The 16686-nt window shown below is 63.9% G+C and carries 28 protein-coding genes; all 28 read right to left on the bottom strand.

What is annotated here, in order from left to right; all coding sequences use genetic code 11:
- Window positions 1–10: 10 nt before the first annotated feature.
- The 28 genes from rpsK to rpsL all read right to left on the bottom strand — a co-directional run bounded on the left by rpsK (window position 11) and on the right by rpsL (window position 16639).
- On the bottom strand, window positions 11–403 hold the full coding sequence (gene rpsK / locus ACORQU_RS12785; RefSeq protein ID WP_271644837.1) for a 30S ribosomal protein S11: 393 nt from the start codon (window positions 401–403) through the stop codon (window positions 11–13).
- Between the two features lie 12 nt (window positions 404–415).
- Window positions 416–772, bottom strand: coding sequence for a 30S ribosomal protein S13 (gene rpsM / locus ACORQU_RS12780; protein WP_271644836.1), 357 nt, complete (start codon window positions 770–772; stop codon window positions 416–418).
- A gap of 351 nt (window positions 773–1123) precedes the next feature.
- A complete protein-coding gene (gene secY, locus ACORQU_RS12775; RefSeq protein ID WP_271644835.1) occupies window positions 1124–2467 on the bottom strand; it encodes a preprotein translocase subunit SecY in 1344 nt (447 codons plus the stop codon).
- A 7-nt stretch (window positions 2468–2474) separates the two neighbouring features.
- On the bottom strand, window positions 2475–2918 hold the full coding sequence (gene rplO / locus ACORQU_RS12770) for a 50S ribosomal protein L15 (RefSeq protein ID WP_271648620.1): 444 nt from the start codon (window positions 2916–2918) through the stop codon (window positions 2475–2477).
- Window positions 2918–3109 (bottom strand): 50S ribosomal protein L30, encoded by a 192-nt coding sequence (gene rpmD / locus ACORQU_RS12765; protein WP_014161364.1) that lies wholly within the window; start codon window positions 3107–3109, stop codon window positions 2918–2920. The genes rplO and rpmD overlap by 1 nt, the downstream gene beginning before the upstream one ends.
- Entirely contained in the window at window positions 3102–3635 is a 534-nt protein-coding gene (gene rpsE / locus ACORQU_RS12760; RefSeq protein ID WP_271644833.1) for a 30S ribosomal protein S5, read from the bottom strand. The genes rpmD and rpsE overlap by 8 nt, the downstream gene beginning before the upstream one ends.
- A 153-nt stretch (window positions 3636–3788) precedes the next feature.
- The gene (rplR, locus tag ACORQU_RS12755; RefSeq protein WP_271644832.1) at window positions 3789–4145 is read right to left on the bottom strand and encodes a 50S ribosomal protein L18; all 357 of its coding nucleotides are present in this window, start codon (window positions 4143–4145) and stop codon (window positions 3789–3791) included.
- 29 nt (window positions 4146–4174) lie between these two features.
- Window positions 4175–4702: a 50S ribosomal protein L6 gene (gene rplF, locus ACORQU_RS12750; RefSeq protein ID WP_271644830.1), complete on the bottom strand. Its 528-nt coding sequence runs from the start codon at window positions 4700–4702 to the stop codon at window positions 4175–4177.
- Between the two features lie 15 nt (window positions 4703–4717).
- On the bottom strand, window positions 4718–5116 hold the full coding sequence (rpsH, locus tag ACORQU_RS12745; RefSeq protein WP_271644829.1) for a 30S ribosomal protein S8: 399 nt from the start codon (window positions 5114–5116) through the stop codon (window positions 4718–4720).
- Between the two features lie 184 nt (window positions 5117–5300).
- The gene (gene rpsN / locus ACORQU_RS12740; protein ID WP_271644828.1) at window positions 5301–5606 is read right to left on the bottom strand and encodes a 30S ribosomal protein S14; all 306 of its coding nucleotides are present in this window, start codon (window positions 5604–5606) and stop codon (window positions 5301–5303) included.
- Window positions 5607–5621: 15 nt separating this feature from the next.
- Window positions 5622–6164 carry a 50S ribosomal protein L5 gene (gene rplE, locus ACORQU_RS12735; RefSeq protein ID WP_271644826.1) on the bottom strand — a complete coding sequence of 181 codons (543 nt, stop codon included), beginning with the start codon at window positions 6162–6164 and terminating at the stop codon, window positions 5622–5624.
- A gap of 11 nt (window positions 6165–6175) precedes the next feature.
- Window positions 6176–6493, bottom strand: a complete 318-nt coding sequence (gene rplX / locus ACORQU_RS12730) for a 50S ribosomal protein L24 (RefSeq protein WP_491641499.1) — start codon at window positions 6491–6493, stop codon at window positions 6176–6178.
- Between the two features lie 15 nt (window positions 6494–6508).
- Window positions 6509–6877, bottom strand: coding sequence for a 50S ribosomal protein L14 (gene rplN, locus ACORQU_RS12725; protein WP_014161372.1), 369 nt, complete (start codon window positions 6875–6877; stop codon window positions 6509–6511).
- 14 nt (window positions 6878–6891) lie between these two features.
- On the bottom strand, window positions 6892–7158 hold the full coding sequence (gene rpsQ / locus ACORQU_RS12720; protein WP_271644821.1) for a 30S ribosomal protein S17: 267 nt from the start codon (window positions 7156–7158) through the stop codon (window positions 6892–6894).
- A gap of 11 nt (window positions 7159–7169) precedes the next feature.
- Entirely contained in the window at window positions 7170–7355 is a 186-nt protein-coding gene (gene rpmC / locus ACORQU_RS12715; protein ID WP_271644820.1) for a 50S ribosomal protein L29, read from the bottom strand.
- The gene (gene rplP / locus ACORQU_RS12710) at window positions 7355–7768 is read right to left on the bottom strand and encodes a 50S ribosomal protein L16 (protein WP_271644819.1); all 414 of its coding nucleotides are present in this window, start codon (window positions 7766–7768) and stop codon (window positions 7355–7357) included. The genes rpmC and rplP overlap by 1 nt, the downstream gene beginning before the upstream one ends.
- 6 nt (window positions 7769–7774) lie before the next feature.
- Complete coding sequence (gene rpsC, locus ACORQU_RS12705; protein ID WP_271644818.1) at window positions 7775–8494, bottom strand: 30S ribosomal protein S3; 720 nt, start codon at window positions 8492–8494, stop codon at window positions 7775–7777.
- A 4-nt stretch (window positions 8495–8498) separates the two neighbouring features.
- Window positions 8499–8840, bottom strand: coding sequence for a 50S ribosomal protein L22 (rplV, locus tag ACORQU_RS12700; RefSeq protein ID WP_130515975.1), 342 nt, complete (start codon window positions 8838–8840; stop codon window positions 8499–8501).
- A 12-nt stretch (window positions 8841–8852) separates the two neighbouring features.
- Window positions 8853–9128: a 30S ribosomal protein S19 gene (rpsS, locus tag ACORQU_RS12695; protein ID WP_271644817.1), complete on the bottom strand. Its 276-nt coding sequence runs from the start codon at window positions 9126–9128 to the stop codon at window positions 8853–8855.
- 6 nt (window positions 9129–9134) lie between these two features.
- A complete protein-coding gene (gene rplB, locus ACORQU_RS12690) occupies window positions 9135–9962 on the bottom strand; it encodes a 50S ribosomal protein L2 (RefSeq protein WP_271644816.1) in 828 nt (275 codons plus the stop codon).
- 11 nt (window positions 9963–9973) lie between these two features.
- On the bottom strand, window positions 9974–10273 hold the full coding sequence (gene rplW, locus ACORQU_RS12685) for a 50S ribosomal protein L23 (RefSeq protein WP_271644815.1): 300 nt from the start codon (window positions 10271–10273) through the stop codon (window positions 9974–9976).
- A complete protein-coding gene (gene rplD, locus ACORQU_RS12680) occupies window positions 10270–10875 on the bottom strand; it encodes a 50S ribosomal protein L4 (protein ID WP_271644814.1) in 606 nt (201 codons plus the stop codon). The genes rplW and rplD overlap by 4 nt, the downstream gene beginning before the upstream one ends.
- Window positions 10876–10886: 11 nt before the next feature.
- Window positions 10887–11540, bottom strand: a complete 654-nt coding sequence (gene rplC / locus ACORQU_RS12675; RefSeq protein ID WP_271644813.1) for a 50S ribosomal protein L3 — start codon at window positions 11538–11540, stop codon at window positions 10887–10889.
- A gap of 11 nt (window positions 11541–11551) precedes the next feature.
- Window positions 11552–11863, bottom strand: a complete 312-nt coding sequence (rpsJ, locus tag ACORQU_RS12670) for a 30S ribosomal protein S10 (protein WP_014161383.1) — start codon at window positions 11861–11863, stop codon at window positions 11552–11554.
- 404 nt (window positions 11864–12267) lie between these two features.
- Window positions 12268–13458 (bottom strand): elongation factor Tu, encoded by a 1191-nt coding sequence (gene tuf / locus ACORQU_RS12665; RefSeq protein WP_271644792.1) that lies wholly within the window; start codon window positions 13456–13458, stop codon window positions 12268–12270.
- A gap of 53 nt (window positions 13459–13511) precedes the next feature.
- Entirely contained in the window at window positions 13512–15599 is a 2088-nt protein-coding gene (fusA, locus tag ACORQU_RS12660) for an elongation factor G (RefSeq protein WP_491641498.1), read from the bottom strand.
- A 186-nt stretch (window positions 15600–15785) separates the two neighbouring features.
- Window positions 15786–16253: a 30S ribosomal protein S7 gene (rpsG, locus tag ACORQU_RS12655; protein WP_271644803.1), complete on the bottom strand. Its 468-nt coding sequence runs from the start codon at window positions 16251–16253 to the stop codon at window positions 15786–15788.
- Window positions 16254–16264: 11 nt separating this feature from the next.
- Entirely contained in the window at window positions 16265–16639 is a 375-nt protein-coding gene (rpsL, locus tag ACORQU_RS12650; RefSeq protein WP_271644801.1) for a 30S ribosomal protein S12, read from the bottom strand.
- Between the last annotated feature and the right edge of the window lie 47 nt (window positions 16640–16686).

The following is a 16686-nucleotide window of genomic DNA, read 5'->3' as shown; positions in this document are numbered from 1 at the left end:
ATCGCTCCCTTTAGACGCGACGCTTCTTCGGCGGACGGCACCCGTTGTGCGGGATAGGCGTCACGTCGATGATGTTGGTGATCTTGTAGCCGACGTTATTGAGCGAACGTACGGCCGACTCACGACCCGGACCCGGGCCCTTGATGCGGACTTCCAGCGACTTCAGACCGTAGTCCAAAGCGGCACGGCCGGCCTTTTCGGCGGCGACCTGTGCGGCGAACGGGGTGGACTTGCGCGAACCGCGGAAGCCCGCACCGCCCGACGTGGCCCACGAGAGCGCATTGCCCTGGCGGTCGGTGATGGTGACGATGGTGTTGTTGAAAGAAGCGTGGACGTGGGCAACGCCGTCGGTGACGACGCGCTTGATCTTCTTCTTGGTAGTCTTGGCAGCTGGCTTGGCCATGAGGTGCGCCCCTTATTTCCGGATGGCTTTGCGCGGACCCTTGCGGGTGCGTGCATTGGTACGGGTGCGCTGGCCGCGCAGCGGCAGACCACGACGATGACGCAGACCGCGATAGCAGCCCAGGTCCATCAGGCGCTTGATCGCCATACCCACTTCGCGACGCAGGTCGCCTTCGACGATGTACTTGCCGATTTCGGCGCGCAGGCGCTCGACTTCCGGCTCGGACAGGTCACGGATTTTGGTCGACGTCGCGACGCCTGCGGCTTCGCAGACCTGCTTCGACCGGGTACGGCCAATGCCGTAAATGCTCTGCAGCCCCACCCAGACGTGCTTCTGGGCAGGCAGGTTGACACCTGCAATACGCGCCATGACGCGATTCTCCAAACTGTTTGATGGCCGGGATGCACGGCAATCCGATGGCGGATTGACGGCAAGTGGCGTAGGGAACTGGAAATTGTACCAAGGTCTCGGGTTACTTGGAAGTCCATGGAACCAACAGGTTCCACGGACCCGGCATGGGGAGTGTGCCCATGCTCCGGCGCCGGAAACGACCTGGTGCCCTGCCCTGTCGGCCAAGACCCCGCCCCGCACTACTCTTGCGCAGGGACCGATCGCTTCACACCCGCGCGCGAGACCGCCGCACGAGCCGCCCATTTTGAAAGTCCGGCCGATGGCCGGGCTTGGTGGCGGATGGGACCGCCGATGTGCTTGCCCTGGGGATCAGCCGCGGGACAGACCGCGCGAACCGCCCTTCAGGTTGGCCTTCTTCAACAGGCTCTCGTACTGGTGGGACATCAGGTGCGCCTGGATCTGCGCAATGAAGTCCATGACCACCACCACCACGATCAGCAGCGAGGTGCCGCCGAAGTAGAACGAGGTGCCCAGCTGGGTCCTCATGATTTCCGGCAGCAGACACACCGCCACCAGATACAGCGAGCCAGCTGCCGTCAGGCGCGTCAGAACGGCGTCGACGTAATCGGCCGTGGCGCGACCGGGCCGAATCCCCGGGATCAGGGCGCCGGATTTCTTCAGGTTCTCCGCCGTCTCCTGGGAGTTGAACACCAGAGCGGTATAGAAGAACGCAAAGCCGATGATCATCGCCGCGAACACGATCATGTGCAGCGGCTCGCCCGGCGCCAGGGCCTGCGAAATGCGCTGCAGCCAGATGGCCGAGCTGGCCTCGCCGGACCACTGCGCCAGCGTCGCCGGGAACGCCAGGATCGACGAGGCGAAGATCGGCGGAATCACGCCTGCCATGTTCAGCTTCAGCGGCAGGAACGAGGTCTGGTTCATGTACGCGTTACGACCGCCCTGACGGCGCGCGTAGTTGACCGTGATCCGGCGCTGACCGCGCTCGATGAACACCACGAACCAGGTAAATGCAAACACCACCAGCGCCACGATGATCAGGGCGATGGGGCTCATCGTGCCGTCGTTGACGGCGCCGAACGTATGGATCACCGCAGCCGGCAGGCCCGCGACGATGCCCGAGAAGATGATCAGCGAGACACCGTTGCCGATACCGCGCTCGGTAACCTGCTCACCGACCCACATCAGGAAGATGGTGCCTGCGGTCAGGGCCACGATGGCCGTGATCACGAAGCCCATGCCCGGTGCGTACACCACCGGCGCACCGCCCGGGGCGGTCTGGTGCTGCAACGCCAGGGCGATACTGCCGCCCTGCACGATCGCCAGCAGCACCGCGCCGACGCGTGAGTACTGGGTGATCTTGCGCCGCCCGGACTCGCCTTCCTTCTGCAGCGCCTTGAGCGCCGGAAAGATGTGCGCGCCCAGCTGGATCACGATCGAGGCCGAGATGTACGGCATCACGTTCAGCGCGAAGATGCTGAAGCGATGCAGGGCGCCGCCCGAGAACATGTTGAACATGTCCACGATGCCGCCGCCCTGCTGCTGCATCAGCGCCAGCATTGCGTCCGGATTCACGCCCGGTACCGGAACGAAACAGCCGATCCGGTAGACGATCAGGGCACCCAGCACGAACAGCAACCGCTGCCGAAGCTCGGTGAACTTGCCCAGACCACCCGCAATGCCTTGCTGCGCCATGCCTTGATTACTCCTGGACGCTGCCGCCGGCAGCTTCGATCGCGGCCTTCGCACCAGCCGTGGCCAGCACGCCCTTCAGGGTGAAGGCCTTGGTGAGGTCGCCCTTCTTCACGATCTTGGCGCGCTTGGCGGTGCTGGGCACCAGCTTGGCGGCACGCAGTGCGGCGAAGTCGATCTCACCGGCTTCCAGACGGTCCAGCTGGTAGGACAGCACCTCGGCGGTGTCCTTCTTGAGCTTGGAACGGAAACCGACCTTGGGCAGACGCTTGATCAGCGGCATCTGGCCGCCTTCGAACTTCGCCTTGATCTTGCCCTTACCGGCGCGGGCGAACGAACCCTTGTGGCCGCGGCCTGCAGTCTTGCCCAGGCCCGAACCGATACCACGACCGACGCGCTTGCGCTCGGTGCGGGCGCCTTCGACGGGCGCGAGAGTGTTGAGACGCATAGTGATTACTCCTCGACGCGGACGAGGTAGTGAACCTTGGCGATCAGGCCGCGCACCTGCGGGCTGTCCTTGAGTTCACGCACATCGTTGAGCTTGTTCAGACCCAGCGCCTTCACCGACAGACGGTGACGGGACTGGGAGCCACGCAGGCCACGCACCAGGCGGACCTTGACGGTCTTGTTGGACTCATTAGCCATGGGTAAGTTCCTCCACCGACTTGCCGCGCTTGGCCGCGATGCGGGCCGGCGACTGCATGTCTTCCAGGCCACGCAGGGTGGCGCGGACCAGGTTGATGGGGTTACGCGAGCCGACCGCCTTGGCCAGCACGTTCTTCACGCCCACCGCCTCGAGCACGGCGCGCATGGCGCCACCGGCGATCACGCCGGTACCTTCGGAGGCCGGCTGCATGAACACGCGGGCCGCACCGTGGCCGGCCTTGACCGGGTGCCACAAGGTGCCGTTGTTCAGCTCGACGTTGAGCATCCCCTTGCGGGCGTACTCCATCGACTTCTGGATGGCCACCGGGACCTCGCGGGCCTTGCCGTAGCCGAAGCCGATGCGGCCGTTGCCGTCGCCGACCACGGTCAGCGCGGTGAAGGTGAACTGGCGACCGCCCTTGACCGTCTTGCTGACGCGGTTGACCGCGATCAGCTTCTCGATCATGCCGTCGTCGACTTTCTCTTCGCGGTTGCGATCACGCCCGCGGGAACGTTCTTCTGCCATGTTGGTTTCCTGTTGAAAGGGTCTGTACGGCTGGGCCGCTTATCGTTGTGGTCTACCGCGGTGTTGCGTCTCGCGGCTGCATAAGAGCCGCGGCGCCCGGCGCACCCGCGCCGGCAGGAGGTTGCGTGGGGGCAAGCCCCACGCGATTCAAGCTTAGAACTGCAAGCCGCCTTCGCGCGCGGCATCGGCCAGCGCCTTGACGCGGCCGTGGTAGCGGTAGCCGGAACGGTCGAAGGCGACCTTCTCGACACCGGCTGCCTTGGCGCGCTCGGCGATCAGCTTGCCGACCTTGGCGGCGGCATCGGCGTTCTTGCCGTTCTTCAGGCCGTCCTTCACGTCGGCCTGCAGGGTGTTGGCGGACGCCAGCACCTTGGAGCCGTCGGCGGTGAAAACCTGCGCGTACAGGTGCTGACCGGTGCGCAGCACGCTCAGACGCGGAACGCCGAGCTTGCGGATGTGGGCACGGGTCGACTTGGCGCGACGCAGACGGGCAGTGTTCTTGATGCTCATGATCTTGATCCTCGGGAAGGAGAAGCGCCTTAGGCCTTCTTGGCTTCCTTGCGAATGATGGTTTCGTCGGAGTACTTCACGCCCTTGCCCTTGTAGGGTTCCGGCGGACGGAAACCGCGGATCTTGGCGGCAACCTCACCGACGCGCTGCTTGTCTGCGCCCTGCACCAGGATTTCGGTCTGGGTCGGGGTCGCCAGGGTGATGCCCTCGGGCGCCTTGAACAGCACCGGGTGCGAGAACCCCAGCGACAGGTTCAGGTCAGCGCCCTGCATGGCGGCGCGATAACCCACGCCGACCAGCTCGAGCTTGCGCTCGAACCCTTCCGACACGCCCTTGACCATGTTGGCCAGGATCGCGCGGATGGTGCCGGTGATGGCTTCGTGCTCGGCGGTCGCCGGCGACAGGCTGATCACGCCATTCTCGTTGGACAGGCTCACGCCCTGGGGCTGAGCGAGCGTCAGCGAGCCCTTCGGGCCCTTGGCGGTGATCGTGCCGTTGGCGGTATTGACTTCGGTACCCTTCGGCAGGGTGATTGGCTTCTTGGCGACGCGGGACATGTCAGTCTCCTTCCCTTAGGCCACGAAGCACAGGACTTCACCGCCGACGCCCTGTTGGCGCGCCTGCGCATCGGTCATGATGCCTTTGGACGTGGAAATGATGGCAACGCCCAGGCCATTGAGCACCTTGGGCAGTTCGTCCTTGCCGCGATACTGGCGCAGGCCCGAACGGGACACACGCTTGAGCGTGTCGATAACCGGCTTGCCCTCGAAGTACTTGAGGACGATCTCGAGCTCAGCCTTGTTGTTCTCGGTCTTGGTGACGCGCGAGTCGGTGATGTAGCCCTCGGACTTGAGGACACCGGCGATGGCGACCTTGATGTTGGAGGACGGCATCTTCACCGTCTGCTTGCCGACGGCCGCCGCATTACGAATGCGGACGAACATGTCGGCGATGGGATCAGTCATGCTCATGTGCGATTCCTATGAGTGCACCGATATCCGCTTTCGCGAAGATCTTGGGTTGTGGAGGCCGGGCTCGGGGCCCTGCCGTTGCGGGATTGACTTCCGCATCGAAGCCCGGCCACGCGACGGAGGCCAGGCTATCGGAAGGTGAAGAATCCGGGGCGCGGATTCTACACCATAACTGCCGTGCGTGTTACCAGCTGGCCTTGCGCAGGCCGGGCACGTCGCCGCGCATGGTGGCTTCGCGCAGCTTGTTGCGGGCCAGGCCGAACTTGCTGTACACGGCGCGCGGGCGGCCAGACAGCTCGCAGCGGGTGCGGAAACGGCTCGGCGAGGAGTCGCGCGGCAGCTTCTGCAGCTTGGTGGAAGCCTCGATCTTCTCTTCGTAGGACGCATCCTGACTGGAGATGATCTTCTTCAGCTCATCGCGCTTGGCCGCGTACTTCTTGGCCAGCTTCGCCCGCTTCAGGTCGCGGTTGACCATGGAGGTCTTTGCCATGTGGTTTTCCTCGACTTAGTTGCGGAACGGGAACTTGAAGGCTTCGAGCAGCGCCCGGGCCTCGGCGTCGGTCTTGGCGGTGGTGGTGATGGCAATGTCCATACCACGCACGGCGTCAACCTGGTCGAAGTCGATTTCCGGGAAGATGATCTGCTCCTTGACGCCCATGTTGAAGTTGCCACGGCCGTCGAAGGAACGACCGGACACGCCACGGAAGTCGCGCACGCGCGGCAGCGCGATGCTCACCAGGCGGTCCAGGAACTCATACATGTGCGCGCGGCGCAGGGTGACCTTGCAGCCGATCGGCCAGCCGTCACGGATCTTGAAGGACGCCACCGACACGCGCGACTTGGTGGTGATCGGCTTCTGGCCGGAGATCTTGGCCAGATCGGCGACGGCGTTTTCCAGGATCTTCTTGTTGGTCGCCGCTTCACCCACACCCATGTTGATGGTGATCTTGGTGATCTTCGGGACTTCCATCGGATTGGCGTAACCGAACTTCTTGGTCAAGTTCGGAACGACCTCTTCCTTATAGATTTTTTCGAGACGAGTGGTCATGACCTCATTCCTCAGGCGTCAAGCGCCTCACCGCTGGAGCGGAACACACGCAGTTTGCGTCCATCCTCCAGCACCTTGAAACCAACGCGCTCGCCCTTGCCAGAATCGGCATTGAACAGGGCAACGTTGGAGATATGGATCGAGGCTTCGCGCTCGACGACGCCGCCGGCGACACCCGCCTGCGGGTTCGGCTTGGTGTGGCGCTTGACGATGTTCACGTTGGACACGACCACACGGTCGCCATCCACACGCAGCACATCGCCCTGCTTGCCCTTGTCCTTGCCGGCGATGACGACCACCTGGTCGCCCTTCTTGATACGGTTAGCCATTGTGATTTCCTCCGCTCACAGCACTTCGGGTGCGAGCGAGACGATCTTCATGAACTTCTCGGAGCGCAGTTCGCGGGTCACCGGTCCGAAGATACGGGTGCCGATCGGCTCCTGCTTGTTGTTCAGCAGGACGGCGGCGTTGCCGTCGAAGCGAATCAGCGAGCCGTCGGCACGACGCACACCCTTGCGGGTACGCACGACCACGGCGTCATAGACCTCGCCCTTCTTGACCTTGCCGCGCGGGATCGCGTCCTTGACGGTGACCTTGATGATGTCGCCGATGCCGGCATAACGGCGCTTGGAACCACCCAGCACCTTGATGCACATCAGCTCCTTGGCACCGGAGTTGTCGGCCGCATCGAGATAGCTCTGCATCTGGATCATGATTCAGACTCCTCTTATTCGGCCGCGCGGGCGACGATCTCGACCACGCTCCAGTTCTTGGTCTTGGACATCGGCGCCACCTCAACCACGCGGACCAGGTCGCCTTCGTTGCAGGCGTTGTCCGCGTCATGGGCGTGCAGCTTGGTCGAGCGCTTGATGTACTTGCCGTACAGGGCGTGCTTGACCTGACGCTCCACCAGAATGGTGACCGTCTTGTCCATCTTGTTGCTCACGACACGACCTTCGATCGTGCGCTGCGTCTTCTGTTCGTTGTCACTCATGTCGGCGGTCCTTACTTCTTGCTGCCGAGCAGGGTCTTGACGCGAGCGATCTCGCGACGGACCCGGCGGGTTTCGTGGGTCTTCGGCAGCTGGCCGGTGGCCTTCTGCATACGCAGGGAGAATTGCTCCTTGCGCAGCTCACCCAGATGGGCATTCAGCTCGTCGGCCGACTTCTCGCGGAGTTCGTTGATAGCCATTAGCGCACCGTCCGGGTCACAAAGGTGGTGGTGACCGAGAGCTTGGCGGCGGCCAGGCGGAACGCCTCGCGCGCGGTTGCTTCGTCGACGCCCTCGATTTCATAGATCATGCGGCCCGGCTGGATCTGGGCCACCCAATACTCCACGTTGCCCTTACCGGAGCCCATGCGGACCTCGATCGGCTTCTTGGTGATGGGCTTGTCGGGGAACACGCGGATCCACATCTTGCCGCCGCGCTTGACGTAGCGGCTGATGGAACGGCGCGCGGCCTCGATCTGGCGCGCGGTCAGCTGACCGTGCGCGGTGGCCTTCAGGCCGTACTCGCCGAATGAGACGAGGTTTCCGCTCCAGCTCAGGCCGTCATTGCGGCCCTTGTGCATCTTGCGGTACTTGGTTCGCTTGGGTTGCAACATTGCCGGTTACCTCGCGTCACGATCGCGGGACGGGCGCGAAGGACGGTCACCGCGCTCGGGGCGCGAATCGTCCTGCTTCTCCTGACCCACCTGGCTGAAGTCGAACACTTCGCCCTTGTAGACCCACACCTTGATGCCGATGATGCCGTAGGTGGTCTTCGCTTCGGCAAAGCCGTAGTCGATGTCGGCGCGCAGGGTGTGCAGCGGCACACGGCCTTCGCGGTACCACTCGGAACGGGCGATCTCGGCGCCGTTCAGACGGCCGGCGACGTTGACCTTGATGCCCAGGGCACCCAGGCGAATCGCGTTGCCGACGGCGCGCTTCATCGCACGACGGAACATGATGCGGCGCTCGAGCTGCTGGGCGATGGACTCGGCCACCAGCTGGGCGTCCAGCTCGGGCTTGCGCACTTCGGTGACGTTGATGTGCGCCGGAACGCCCATCATCTGGCTCACTTCCTTGCGCAGCTTCTCGATGTCCTCACCGCGCTTGCCGATCACCACGCCCGGACGGGCGGTGTGGATCGTCACGCGCGCGGTCTTGGCCGGACGCTCGATCATGATCTTGCTGATGCCGGCCTGGGCGAGCTTCTTGCGAAGCATCTCGCGAACCTTCAGGTCAGCGGCCAGATAGCTGGCGTAGTCGCCCTTGTTGGCGTACCACTTGGAGTTCCAGTCCTTGGAGATGCCCAGGCGGATACCGGTCGGATGTACTTTATGGCCCATAGTCTTATTTGCCCTTGCCTTCGCCCACCACCACGGTGATGTGGCTGGTGCGCTTGAGGATGCGCGTGCCCCGGCCCTTGGCGCGGGCCATGAAACGCTTCAGCGTCGGGCCCTCGTCGACCATGATGGTCTGGACCTTCAGCTCGTCGACGTCGGCGCCCTGGTTGTTCTCGGCGTTGGCGATTGCCGACTCCACCACCTTCTTGATCAGGTGGGCGGCCTTCTTGTCCGAGAACTTCAGCAGGTTGACGGCGCGCTCGGCCGACAGACCACGCACCTGGTCAGCGACCAGGCGGGCCTTCTGCGGGGAGATGCGCGCGGTGCGCAGGATGGCTTTCGCTTCCATTGTCATCTCTCCTTAGCGCTTGCCGCCGGCTTTCTTGTCGCCGCCATGACCCTTGAAGGTCCGGGTGACGGCAAACTCGCCGAGCTTGTGGCCGACCATGTTCTCGTTGACCAGCACCGGAACGTGGTTCTTGCCGTTATGCACGGCGATGGTGAAACCCACCATTTCCGGCAGGATCATGGAGCGACGCGACCAGGTCTTGATCGGACGCTTGCTACCGGCCGCAGCCTCCACCTTCTTGACGAGGTGGTGATCGACGAACGGGCCTTTCTTGAGTGAACGTGCCATGGTCGATTAGCCCCTACGATCGCGGACGATGAATTGCTGCGTGCGCTTGTTATGGCGCGTCTTGTAACCCTTGGTCGGCACACCCCAGGGGGTGACCGGATGCGGGTTGCCCTGGCCAGCCTTGGCCTCACCACCGCCGTGCGGATGGTCGACCGGGTTCATGGCCGCGCCGCGCACGGTCGGGCGAACGCCACGCCAGCGCTTGGCACCGGCCTTGCCGAGCTTCTCAAGGCTGTGCTCGTCGTTGCCGACTTCGCCGATCGTGGCGCAGCACTCGGCCGGAACCTTGCGCATTTCGCCAGAACGCAGGCGCAGCGTGGCAAAGCCCTGCTCGCGCGCGACCAGCTGGACCGAGGCGCCGGCGGCACGGGCGATCTGCGCGCCCTTGCCCACCTTCAGCTCGATGCAATGCACCGTGGTGCCGACCGGGATGTTCAGCAGCGGCAGGGTGTTGCCGGTGCGGATCGGGGCGTCACGGCCCGCGATCACCTGGTCGCCGGCCTTCAGGCCCTTGGGCGCGATGATGTAGCGGCGCTCACCGTCGACATAGCACAGCAGCGCGATGTGCGCGGTGCGGTTCGGGTCGTACTCGATCCGCTCGACGCGGGCCGGAATGCCGACCTTGTCGCGCTTGAAGTCGATGATGCGGTAGTGCTGCTTGTGGCCACCGCCGACGTGGCGGGTGGTGATCCGGCCGTGGTGGTTGCGACCGCCGGACTTACTCTGCTTCTCCAGGAGCGGAGCGTGCGGAGCACCCTTGTGCAGGTCGGGCGTCACTACACGCACAGCCGAACGACGGCCGGGAGAAGTGGGTTTGAATTTCATCAATGGCATGTGGGTCTACCTCAGGCCGTGGCCGACACGTCGATGGCCTGGCCATCGGCCAGACGCACGTACGCCTTGCGCCAGTCGCCGCGACGGCCACCGCGGTTACGGAAGGACTTGTTCTTGCCCTTGACGTTCACCACGTTGACGGCCTCGACCTTGACGTCGAACAGCTGCTCGACCGCGGCCTTGATGTCGGCCTTGGTGGAGTCGTTCGAGACTTCGAAGACATACTGATTGGAAACTTCCTGCAGACGTGCAGTCTTTTCGGACACGCGCGGGGCGCGCAGCACGCTGAAGATTTTTTCGTTGCTGATCATGCCAGCCACTCCTCGATCTTCTTCACCGCATCGGCAGTGATCACGACGGTGTCGGCACCGACCAGCGAAGCCGGATCCAGGCCCTGCACGTCACGCACTTCGACGTAAGGCAGGTTGCGGGCCGACAGGTACAGGTGCTCGGAGGCATCCTCGGTCACGATCAGCGGACGCTTGCCGACGTTCAGATCCTTGAGCTTGGAAATCAGGCCCTTGGTGTTGGACGCCTCGACATCAAACGCGTCGACGACGGTCAGGCGATCCTGGCGAGCCAGCTCGCTGAGGATGGCCTTCATCGCGGCGCGGTACATCTTGCGGTTGACCTTCTGATCGAAGCTGCGCGGCTTGGCCGCAAAGGTCACGCCGCCGCCCACGAAGATCGGAGCCGTGAGGGCGCCATGACGCGCGCCGCCACCCTTCTGCTTCTTGGACTTCTTGGTGGTGCCGTTGACTTCCGAACGGGTCTTCTGGGCCTTGGTGCCCGCGCGACCGGCGTTGCGGTAGGCGACGACGACCTGGTGGACCAGGTCCTGACTGAATTCGCGGCCGAACACTTCGTCGGAGACCGACAGTTTGTTGGCGCTGCCGTTAATGGCGAGTTCCATGTTGGTTCTCCTTATGCCTTGCTCGCCGGACGCACGATCACGTCACCACCCGGCGCGCCCGGCACGGCACCGCGGATGGCGATGAGGCCACGCTCGGCGTCCACGCGGACGACTTCCAGGTTCTGCGTGCTCTGCTGCACGGCGCCCATGTGGCCAGACATCTTCTTGCCCGGGAACACGCGACCAGGGGTCTGGCGCTGACCCAGCGAACCCGGCGCGCGATGCGACAGCGAGTTACCGTGGGTGGCGTCGCCCATGCGGAAGTTCCAGCGCTTGATCGTGCCCTGGAAGCCCTTGCCCTTGGTCACGCCCTGGACGTCGACCTTCTGACCCACTTCAAAGATGTCGGCCTTGATCTCGCCGCCAACGCTGAAGTCACCGATCTTGTCGGCTTCCACGCGCAGCTCCCACAGGCCACGACCGGCTTCGACCTTGGCCTTGGCCAGGTGTCCGGCGACCGGCTTGGTCACCAGCGAGGCGCGACGCGTCCCCACGGCCACCTGCACGGCACTGTAGCCGTCGGTTTCAGCGGTCTTGATCTGGGTGATGCGGTTCGGGGTGGCTTCGATCAGGGTCACCGGAATGGACTTGCCGTCCTCGGTGAATACCCGGGTCATGCCGGCCTTGCGGCCAACGATGCCCAACGAAAATTTCTTCGCAGTCATGGTCGGTGCCTTTAGGTCAGCTTGATCTGGACGTCAACGCCAGCCGCCAGCTCGAGCTTCATCAGCGCGTCGACGGTCTTGTCGTTGGGATCGACGATATCCAGCACGCGCTTGTGCGTGCGGGTCTCGTACTGGTCACGCGCGTCCTTGTCGGCGTGCGGGGAGACCAAGATGGTGTAGCGTTCAATCTTGGTGGGAAGCGGGATCGGGCCGCGCACTTGCGCGCCGGTCCGCTTGGCCGTTTCGACGATCTCGCTTGCCGAGCGGTCGATCAGGCGATGATCGTAGGCCTTGAGCCTGATACGGATCTTCTGGTCCGCCATGACGGTTTCCTGTGTTGAAAGAGCGACGGGCGCGGCCTCTGGGATGCCTTGCCCCGGTAATGGTCCACGAGCTTTTCGAAGTCCCTGCGCCTGGTGCCACCTGAGCCAGATGGCGCGCCGGGGCCGAGAAGGCCCGGGAATCTTCCTGACAAACAAGGCAGACCGATGAACGGCCTGCCCAGACTGAAAAGTATAGAACGCGCGAAACGCGCCGTCAACCACCCGGACGCACGCTGGCACGAAAGCGGACTTTCGCGCCAGTGCTTCACGCATCAACTTCCTGTCTGGCGAACACGAGGCGCTTCCTGCACCTCTTTTCGCGGTAAGCCGGCCACTTCTCCCAGGGAGGGGCCAGCGGATACTGCTCTCCGACGCGCCACCCCGCCGGGGTGGCGCTGGGGATCTTACTTGATGACCTTGGCCACCACGCCGGCGCCGACCGTACGACCACCTTCGCGGATCGCGAAGCGCAGGCCGTCGTCCATCGCCACCGGGTTGATCAGGGTGACCTTCATCTTCACATTGTCGCCCGGCATCACCATCTCGGTGCCTTCCGGCAGCTCGATCGCACCGGTGATGTCGGTGGTGCGGAAATAGAACTGCGGACGGTAGCCCTTGAAGAACGGGGTATGACGACCACCCTCGTCCTTGGACAGCACGTACACCTCGGCCTCGAACTCGGTGTGCGGGGTGATCGAACCCGGCTTGGCCAGCACCTGGCCACGCTCGACGTCGTCACGCTTGGTGCCGCGCAGCAGCAGACCGGCGTTGTCGCCTGCCTGGCCCTGGTCCAGCAGCTTGCGGAACATTTCCACGCCGGTCACGGTGGTCTTCTGGGTCGGGCGGATACCGACGATCTCGATTTCCTCGCCCACCTTGATCACACCGCGCTCGATACGACCGGTCACCACGGTGCCGCGGCCAGAGATCGAGAACACGTCTTCCACCGGCATCAGGAAGGTCTTATCCACGTCGCGCTCGGGCGTCGGGATGAAGGTGTCCAGCGCCTCGACCAGCTTCAGGATCGCCGGCACGCCGATCTCGCTCTGGTCGCCTTCCAGCGCCAGGCGGGCCGAACCGTGGATGATCGGGGTGTCATCGCCCGGGAAGTCGTACTTGCTCAGCAGTTCGCGCACTTCCATTTCCACCAGCTCGAGCAGCTCGGCGTCGTCCACCATGTCGGCCTTGTTCAGGAACACGACGATGTACGGCACACCGACCTGACGCGACAGCAGGATGTGCTCGCGGGTCTGCGGCATCGGACCGTCAGCGGCCGAGCACACCAGGATCGCGCCGTCCATCTGAGCGGCACCGGTGATCATGTTCTTCACGTAGTCGGCGTGGCCCGGGCAATCCACGTGGGCGTAGTGGCGGTTGTCCGATTCGTATTCCACGTGCGCGGTGGAGATCGTGATGCCGCGCGCCTTCTCTTCCGGCGCCGCGTCGATCGACGAATAGTCTTTGAACTCGCCACCGAAACGCTCGGCACCCACCTTGGTCAGTGCGGCGGTCAGCGTGGTCTTGCCATGGTCAACGTGACCGATGGTGCCCACGTTCACGTGCGGCTTGGTGCGCTCGAACTTACCCTTTGCCATTGTTGTTGTCCTTCGAATGTTGTCTGAATTGATGGTCTTGTCGAAGCGGTCGATTACTTCTTGGTGACCGCGTCAGCGATGTTGGCCGGCGCTTCGGCGTAGTGGTCGAACTCCATCGAGAAGGTCGCGCGACCCTGCGACATCGAGCGCAGCGTGGTGGCGTAGCCGAACATCTCGCCCAGCGGCACCATCGCGTTGATCTGCTTGCCCGACGGATTGTCGTCCTGGCCCTGCAGAATGCCGCGACGACGGCTCACGTCGCCCATCACGTCACCCAGATATTCCTCGGGGGTGACGATCTCGACCTTCATCATCGGCTCCAGCAGCACCGGCGAAGCCTTGGCGAAGGCCTCCTTGAAGGCCATCGAGCCGGCGACCTTGAACGCCATTTCGTTGGAGTCGACGTCATGGAACGAACCATCGACCGCCTTGATGGCCACGTCGACCACCGGGAAGCCGGCCAGGACGCCATTCTTCAGCGCCTCTTCAATGCCCTTGCCCGCCGCGGCGACGTATTCCTTCGGCACCACGCCACCGACGATCGCGCTCTCGTAGCTGAAGCCCGCGCCACGCTCGGCCGGCTCCATCTCGATGACGATGTGACCGTACTGGCCGCGACCACCGGACTGACGCACGAACTTACCTTCCTGCTTGACGCCCTTGCGGATCGTCTCACGGTAGGCCACCTGCGGCTTGCCCACGTTGGCTTCCACGTTGAACTCGCGCTTCATGCGGTCCACGAGGATTTCCAGATGCAGCTCACCCATGCCGGCGATGATGGTCTGGCCGGATTCCTCGTCGGTCCGCACACGGAACGAAGGGTCTTCCTGCGCCAGGCGACCCAGGGCCAGGCCCATCTTCTCCTGGTCGGACTTGGTCTTCGGCTCCACCGCCATGGAGATGACGGGTTCCGGGAACACCATGCGCTCCAGCGTGATGATGTGATCCTGCGCGCACAGCGTGTCGCCCGTGGTGACGTCCTTCAGACCCACCGCCGCGGCGATGTCGCCCGCGCGCACTTCCTTGATCTCTTCACGATTGTTGGAGTGCATCTGCAAGATGCGGCCCACGCGCTCCTTCTTAGACTTGACCGGGTTGTAGACCTGGTCACCGGAGTTCAGCACGCCGGAGTAGACGCGGAAGAAGGTCAGCGAGCCCACGAACGGGTCGGTCATGATCTTGAACGCCAGGGCCGAGAAGGGCTCCTTGTCGTCGGACTTGCGGCTGGCTTCCTGCTCGTCCTCGTCGATGCCCTGCACAGGCGGCACGTCGACCGGCGACGGCAGCAGCTGGATCACGCCGTCGAGCATGGCCTGCACGCCCTTGTTCTTGAAGGCCGTGCCGCAGTACACCGGCACGATCTCCACGCGCAGGGTGCGCTGGCGCAAACCTTCCAGCACCTCGGCCTCGGACAACTCGCCCTCATTGAGGTACTTGTCCATCAGCTCTTCGCTGGCTTCGGCGGCGGCTTCGATCATGAAGCTGCGTGCTTCGTCGGCCTTGGCCTGCAGATCGGCCGGGATGTCGCGATATTCGAACACAGTGCCCTGTGAGGCGGTATCCCAGTGGATCGCCTTCATCTTGACCAGGTCGATGACGCCCTCGAAGCCATCTTCGGCGCCGATCGGCACCTGCATCGGGACGGCATAGGCACCCAGGCGCGCCTTCAACTGGTCGACGACCTTGTTGAAGTTGGCACCGGTGCGGTCCATCTTGTTGACGAAGGCCAGGCGCGGGACGCGGTACTTGTTGGCCTGGCGCCACACGGTCTCGGACTGCGGCTGCACGCCGCCCACGGCGCACAGCACGAACACCGCACCATCGAGCACGCGCAGCGAACGCTCGACTTCGATGGTGAAGTCGACGTGGCCGGGGGTGTCGATGATGTTGAACCGGTGCTGCGGCATGGACTTGTCCATACCGCTCCAGAACGCGGTGGTCGCAGCGGAGGTGATCGTGATGCCACGCTCCTGCTCCTGCTCCATCCAGTCCATCGTGGCGGCGCCATCGTGCACTTCACCGATCTTGTGGCTGACGCCGGTGTAGAACAGGATGCGCTCCGACGTGGTGGTCTTGCCCGCGTCGATGTGGGCCATGATGCCGAAGTTGCGGTAACGCTCGATGGGAGTGGTGCGAGCCACGACAGTCTCTCTTTTTTGTTGAAAGAACGCCGCGCGAATAACGCGCGGACAGGGGCACTGGATCACCGGATTCCTAAAGACCGAACGCCGCCCTGCGGCGGCTTTCGGCTTCTTTGGCGGCAATCCACCGCTAAGTAGCGCCTAGATGGCGCCTCAGGCCTTGAATCTCAAGGCCCGGCATTGCGATTACCAGCGATAGTGCGCGAAGGCCTTGTTGGCTTCGGCCATACGATGGGTTTCTTCACGCTTCTTGACGGCGCCGCCGCGGTTCTCGGAGGCATCCAGCAGCTCGGCAGCCAGCTTGCGCGGCATGGAGTTCTCGCCGCGCTTGCGGGCGGACTCGATCAGCCAACGCATGGCCAGGGCCAGGCGGCGCGAGGAGCGCACTTCAACCGGCACCTGGTAGGTGGCACCACCGACGCGGCGGGACTTGACCTCGACGGCCGGAGAGATGTTCTCCAGGGCCTTCTCGACCAGCTCCAGCGGGTTCGGATTCTTTTCGCCGATGACGTCCATCGCGCCGTAGACGATCTTCTCGGCCACGGACTTCTTGCCACTCAGCATCACCATGTTGATGAAGCGGGCGATGGTCTGCGACCCGTGCTTCGGGTCGGGCAGGATGGTGCGCTGCGGCGCGGAACCTTTACGAGACATGTCTTATTCCCTTAGCTCTTCGGGCGCTTGGCGCCGTACTTGGAACGGGCCTGGCGGCGCTTGGCGACGCCGGCGGCGTCCAGCGAACCACGCACGGTGTGGTAACGCACACCCGGCAGGTCCTTGACGCGACCGCCGCGGATCAGCACCACGGAGTGCTCCTGGAGGTTGTGCCCTTCGCCACCGATGTAGCTGATGACTTCTTCCTGATTGGTCAGGCGCACCTTGGCCACCTTGCGCAGCGCCGAGTTCGGCTTCTTGGGCGTGGTGGTGTAGACGCGCGTGCAGACGCCGCGGCGCTGCGGGCAGTTCTCGAGTGCCGGCGAGGCGCTCTTGTAGGTCGTCGCCTGCCGCGGCTTGCGGACCAGCTGGTTGATCGTTGCCATCTTTGGATTCTTTGAATGAAGGCCGTGACGCCGGGCCTTGTGCGTGA

The sequence above is a fragment of the Pseudoxanthomonas sp. JC1303 genome, assembly GCF_058448525.1.
This window is presented reverse-complemented; position numbering and strand designations above follow the sequence as displayed.

Excerpts from the sequence above, each read along its gene's own strand:
- rpsK (WP_271644837.1), bottom strand. The coding sequence starts at position 403 with ATGGCCAAGCCAGCTGCCAAGACTACCAAGAAGAAGATCAAGCGCGTC.
- rpsM (WP_271644836.1), bottom strand. The coding sequence starts at position 772 with ATGGCGCGTATTGCAGGTGTCAACCTGCCTGCCCAGAAGCACGTCTGG.
- secY (WP_271644835.1), bottom strand. The coding sequence starts at position 2,467 with ATGGCGCAGCAAGGCATTGCGGGTGGTCTGGGCAAGTTCACCGAGCTT.
- rpmD (WP_014161364.1), bottom strand. The coding sequence starts at position 3,109 with ATGGCTAATGAGTCCAACAAGACCGTCAAGGTCCGCCTGGTGCGTGGC.
- rpsE (WP_271644833.1), bottom strand. The coding sequence starts at position 3,635 with ATGGCAGAAGAACGTTCCCGCGGGCGTGATCGCAACCGCGAAGAGAAA.
- rplR (WP_271644832.1), bottom strand. The coding sequence starts at position 4,145 with ATGAGCATCAAGAACACTGCCCGTCTGCGTCGCGCCAAGTCGACCCGT.
- rplF (WP_271644830.1), bottom strand. The coding sequence starts at position 4,702 with ATGTCCCGCGTCGCCAAGAAGCCAATCACCCTGCCGAAGGGTACCGAA.
- rpsH (WP_271644829.1), bottom strand. The coding sequence starts at position 5,116 with ATGAGCATGACTGATCCCATCGCCGACATGTTCGTCCGCATTCGTAAT.
- rpsN (WP_271644828.1), bottom strand. The coding sequence starts at position 5,606 with ATGGCAAAGACCTCCATGGTCAACCGCGACCTGAAGCGGGCGAAGCTG.
- rplE (WP_271644826.1), bottom strand. The coding sequence starts at position 6,164 with ATGACCACTCGTCTCGAAAAAATCTATAAGGAAGAGGTCGTTCCGAAC.
- rplX (WP_491641499.1), bottom strand. The coding sequence starts at position 6,493 with ATGGCTAACCGTATCAAGAAGGGCGACCAGGTGGTCGTCATCGCCGGC.
- rplN (WP_014161372.1), bottom strand. The coding sequence starts at position 6,877 with ATGATCCAGATGCAGAGCTATCTCGATGCGGCCGACAACTCCGGTGCC.
- rpsQ (WP_271644821.1), bottom strand. The coding sequence starts at position 7,158 with ATGAGTGACAACGAACAGAAGACGCAGCGCACGATCGAAGGTCGTGTC.
- rpmC (WP_271644820.1), bottom strand. The coding sequence starts at position 7,355 with ATGGCTATCAACGAACTCCGCGAGAAGTCGGCCGACGAGCTGAATGCC.
- rplP (WP_271644819.1), bottom strand. The coding sequence starts at position 7,768 with ATGTTGCAACCCAAGCGAACCAAGTACCGCAAGATGCACAAGGGCCGC.
- rpsC (WP_271644818.1), bottom strand. The coding sequence starts at position 8,494 with ATGGGCCATAAAGTACATCCGACCGGTATCCGCCTGGGCATCTCCAAG.
- rplV (WP_130515975.1), bottom strand. The coding sequence starts at position 8,840 with ATGGAAGCGAAAGCCATCCTGCGCACCGCGCGCATCTCCCCGCAGAAG.
- rpsS (WP_271644817.1), bottom strand. The coding sequence starts at position 9,128 with ATGGCACGTTCACTCAAGAAAGGCCCGTTCGTCGATCACCACCTCGTC.
- rplB (WP_271644816.1), bottom strand. The coding sequence starts at position 9,962 with ATGCCATTGATGAAATTCAAACCCACTTCTCCCGGCCGTCGTTCGGCT.
- rplW (WP_271644815.1), bottom strand. The coding sequence starts at position 10,273 with ATGATCAGCAACGAAAAAATCTTCAGCGTGCTGCGCGCCCCGCGCGTG.
- rplD (WP_271644814.1), bottom strand. The coding sequence starts at position 10,875 with ATGGAACTCGCCATTAACGGCAGCGCCAACAAACTGTCGGTCTCCGAC.
- rplC (WP_271644813.1), bottom strand. The coding sequence starts at position 11,540 with ATGACTGCGAAGAAATTTTCGTTGGGCATCGTTGGCCGCAAGGCCGGC.
- rpsJ (WP_014161383.1), bottom strand. The coding sequence starts at position 11,863 with ATGGCGGACCAGAAGATCCGTATCAGGCTCAAGGCCTACGATCATCGC.
- tuf (WP_271644792.1), bottom strand. The coding sequence starts at position 13,458 with ATGGCAAAGGGTAAGTTCGAGCGCACCAAGCCGCACGTGAACGTGGGC.
- rpsG (WP_271644803.1), bottom strand. The coding sequence starts at position 16,253 with ATGTCTCGTAAAGGTTCCGCGCCGCAGCGCACCATCCTGCCCGACCCG.
- rpsL (WP_271644801.1), bottom strand. The coding sequence starts at position 16,639 with ATGGCAACGATCAACCAGCTGGTCCGCAAGCCGCGGCAGGCGACGACC.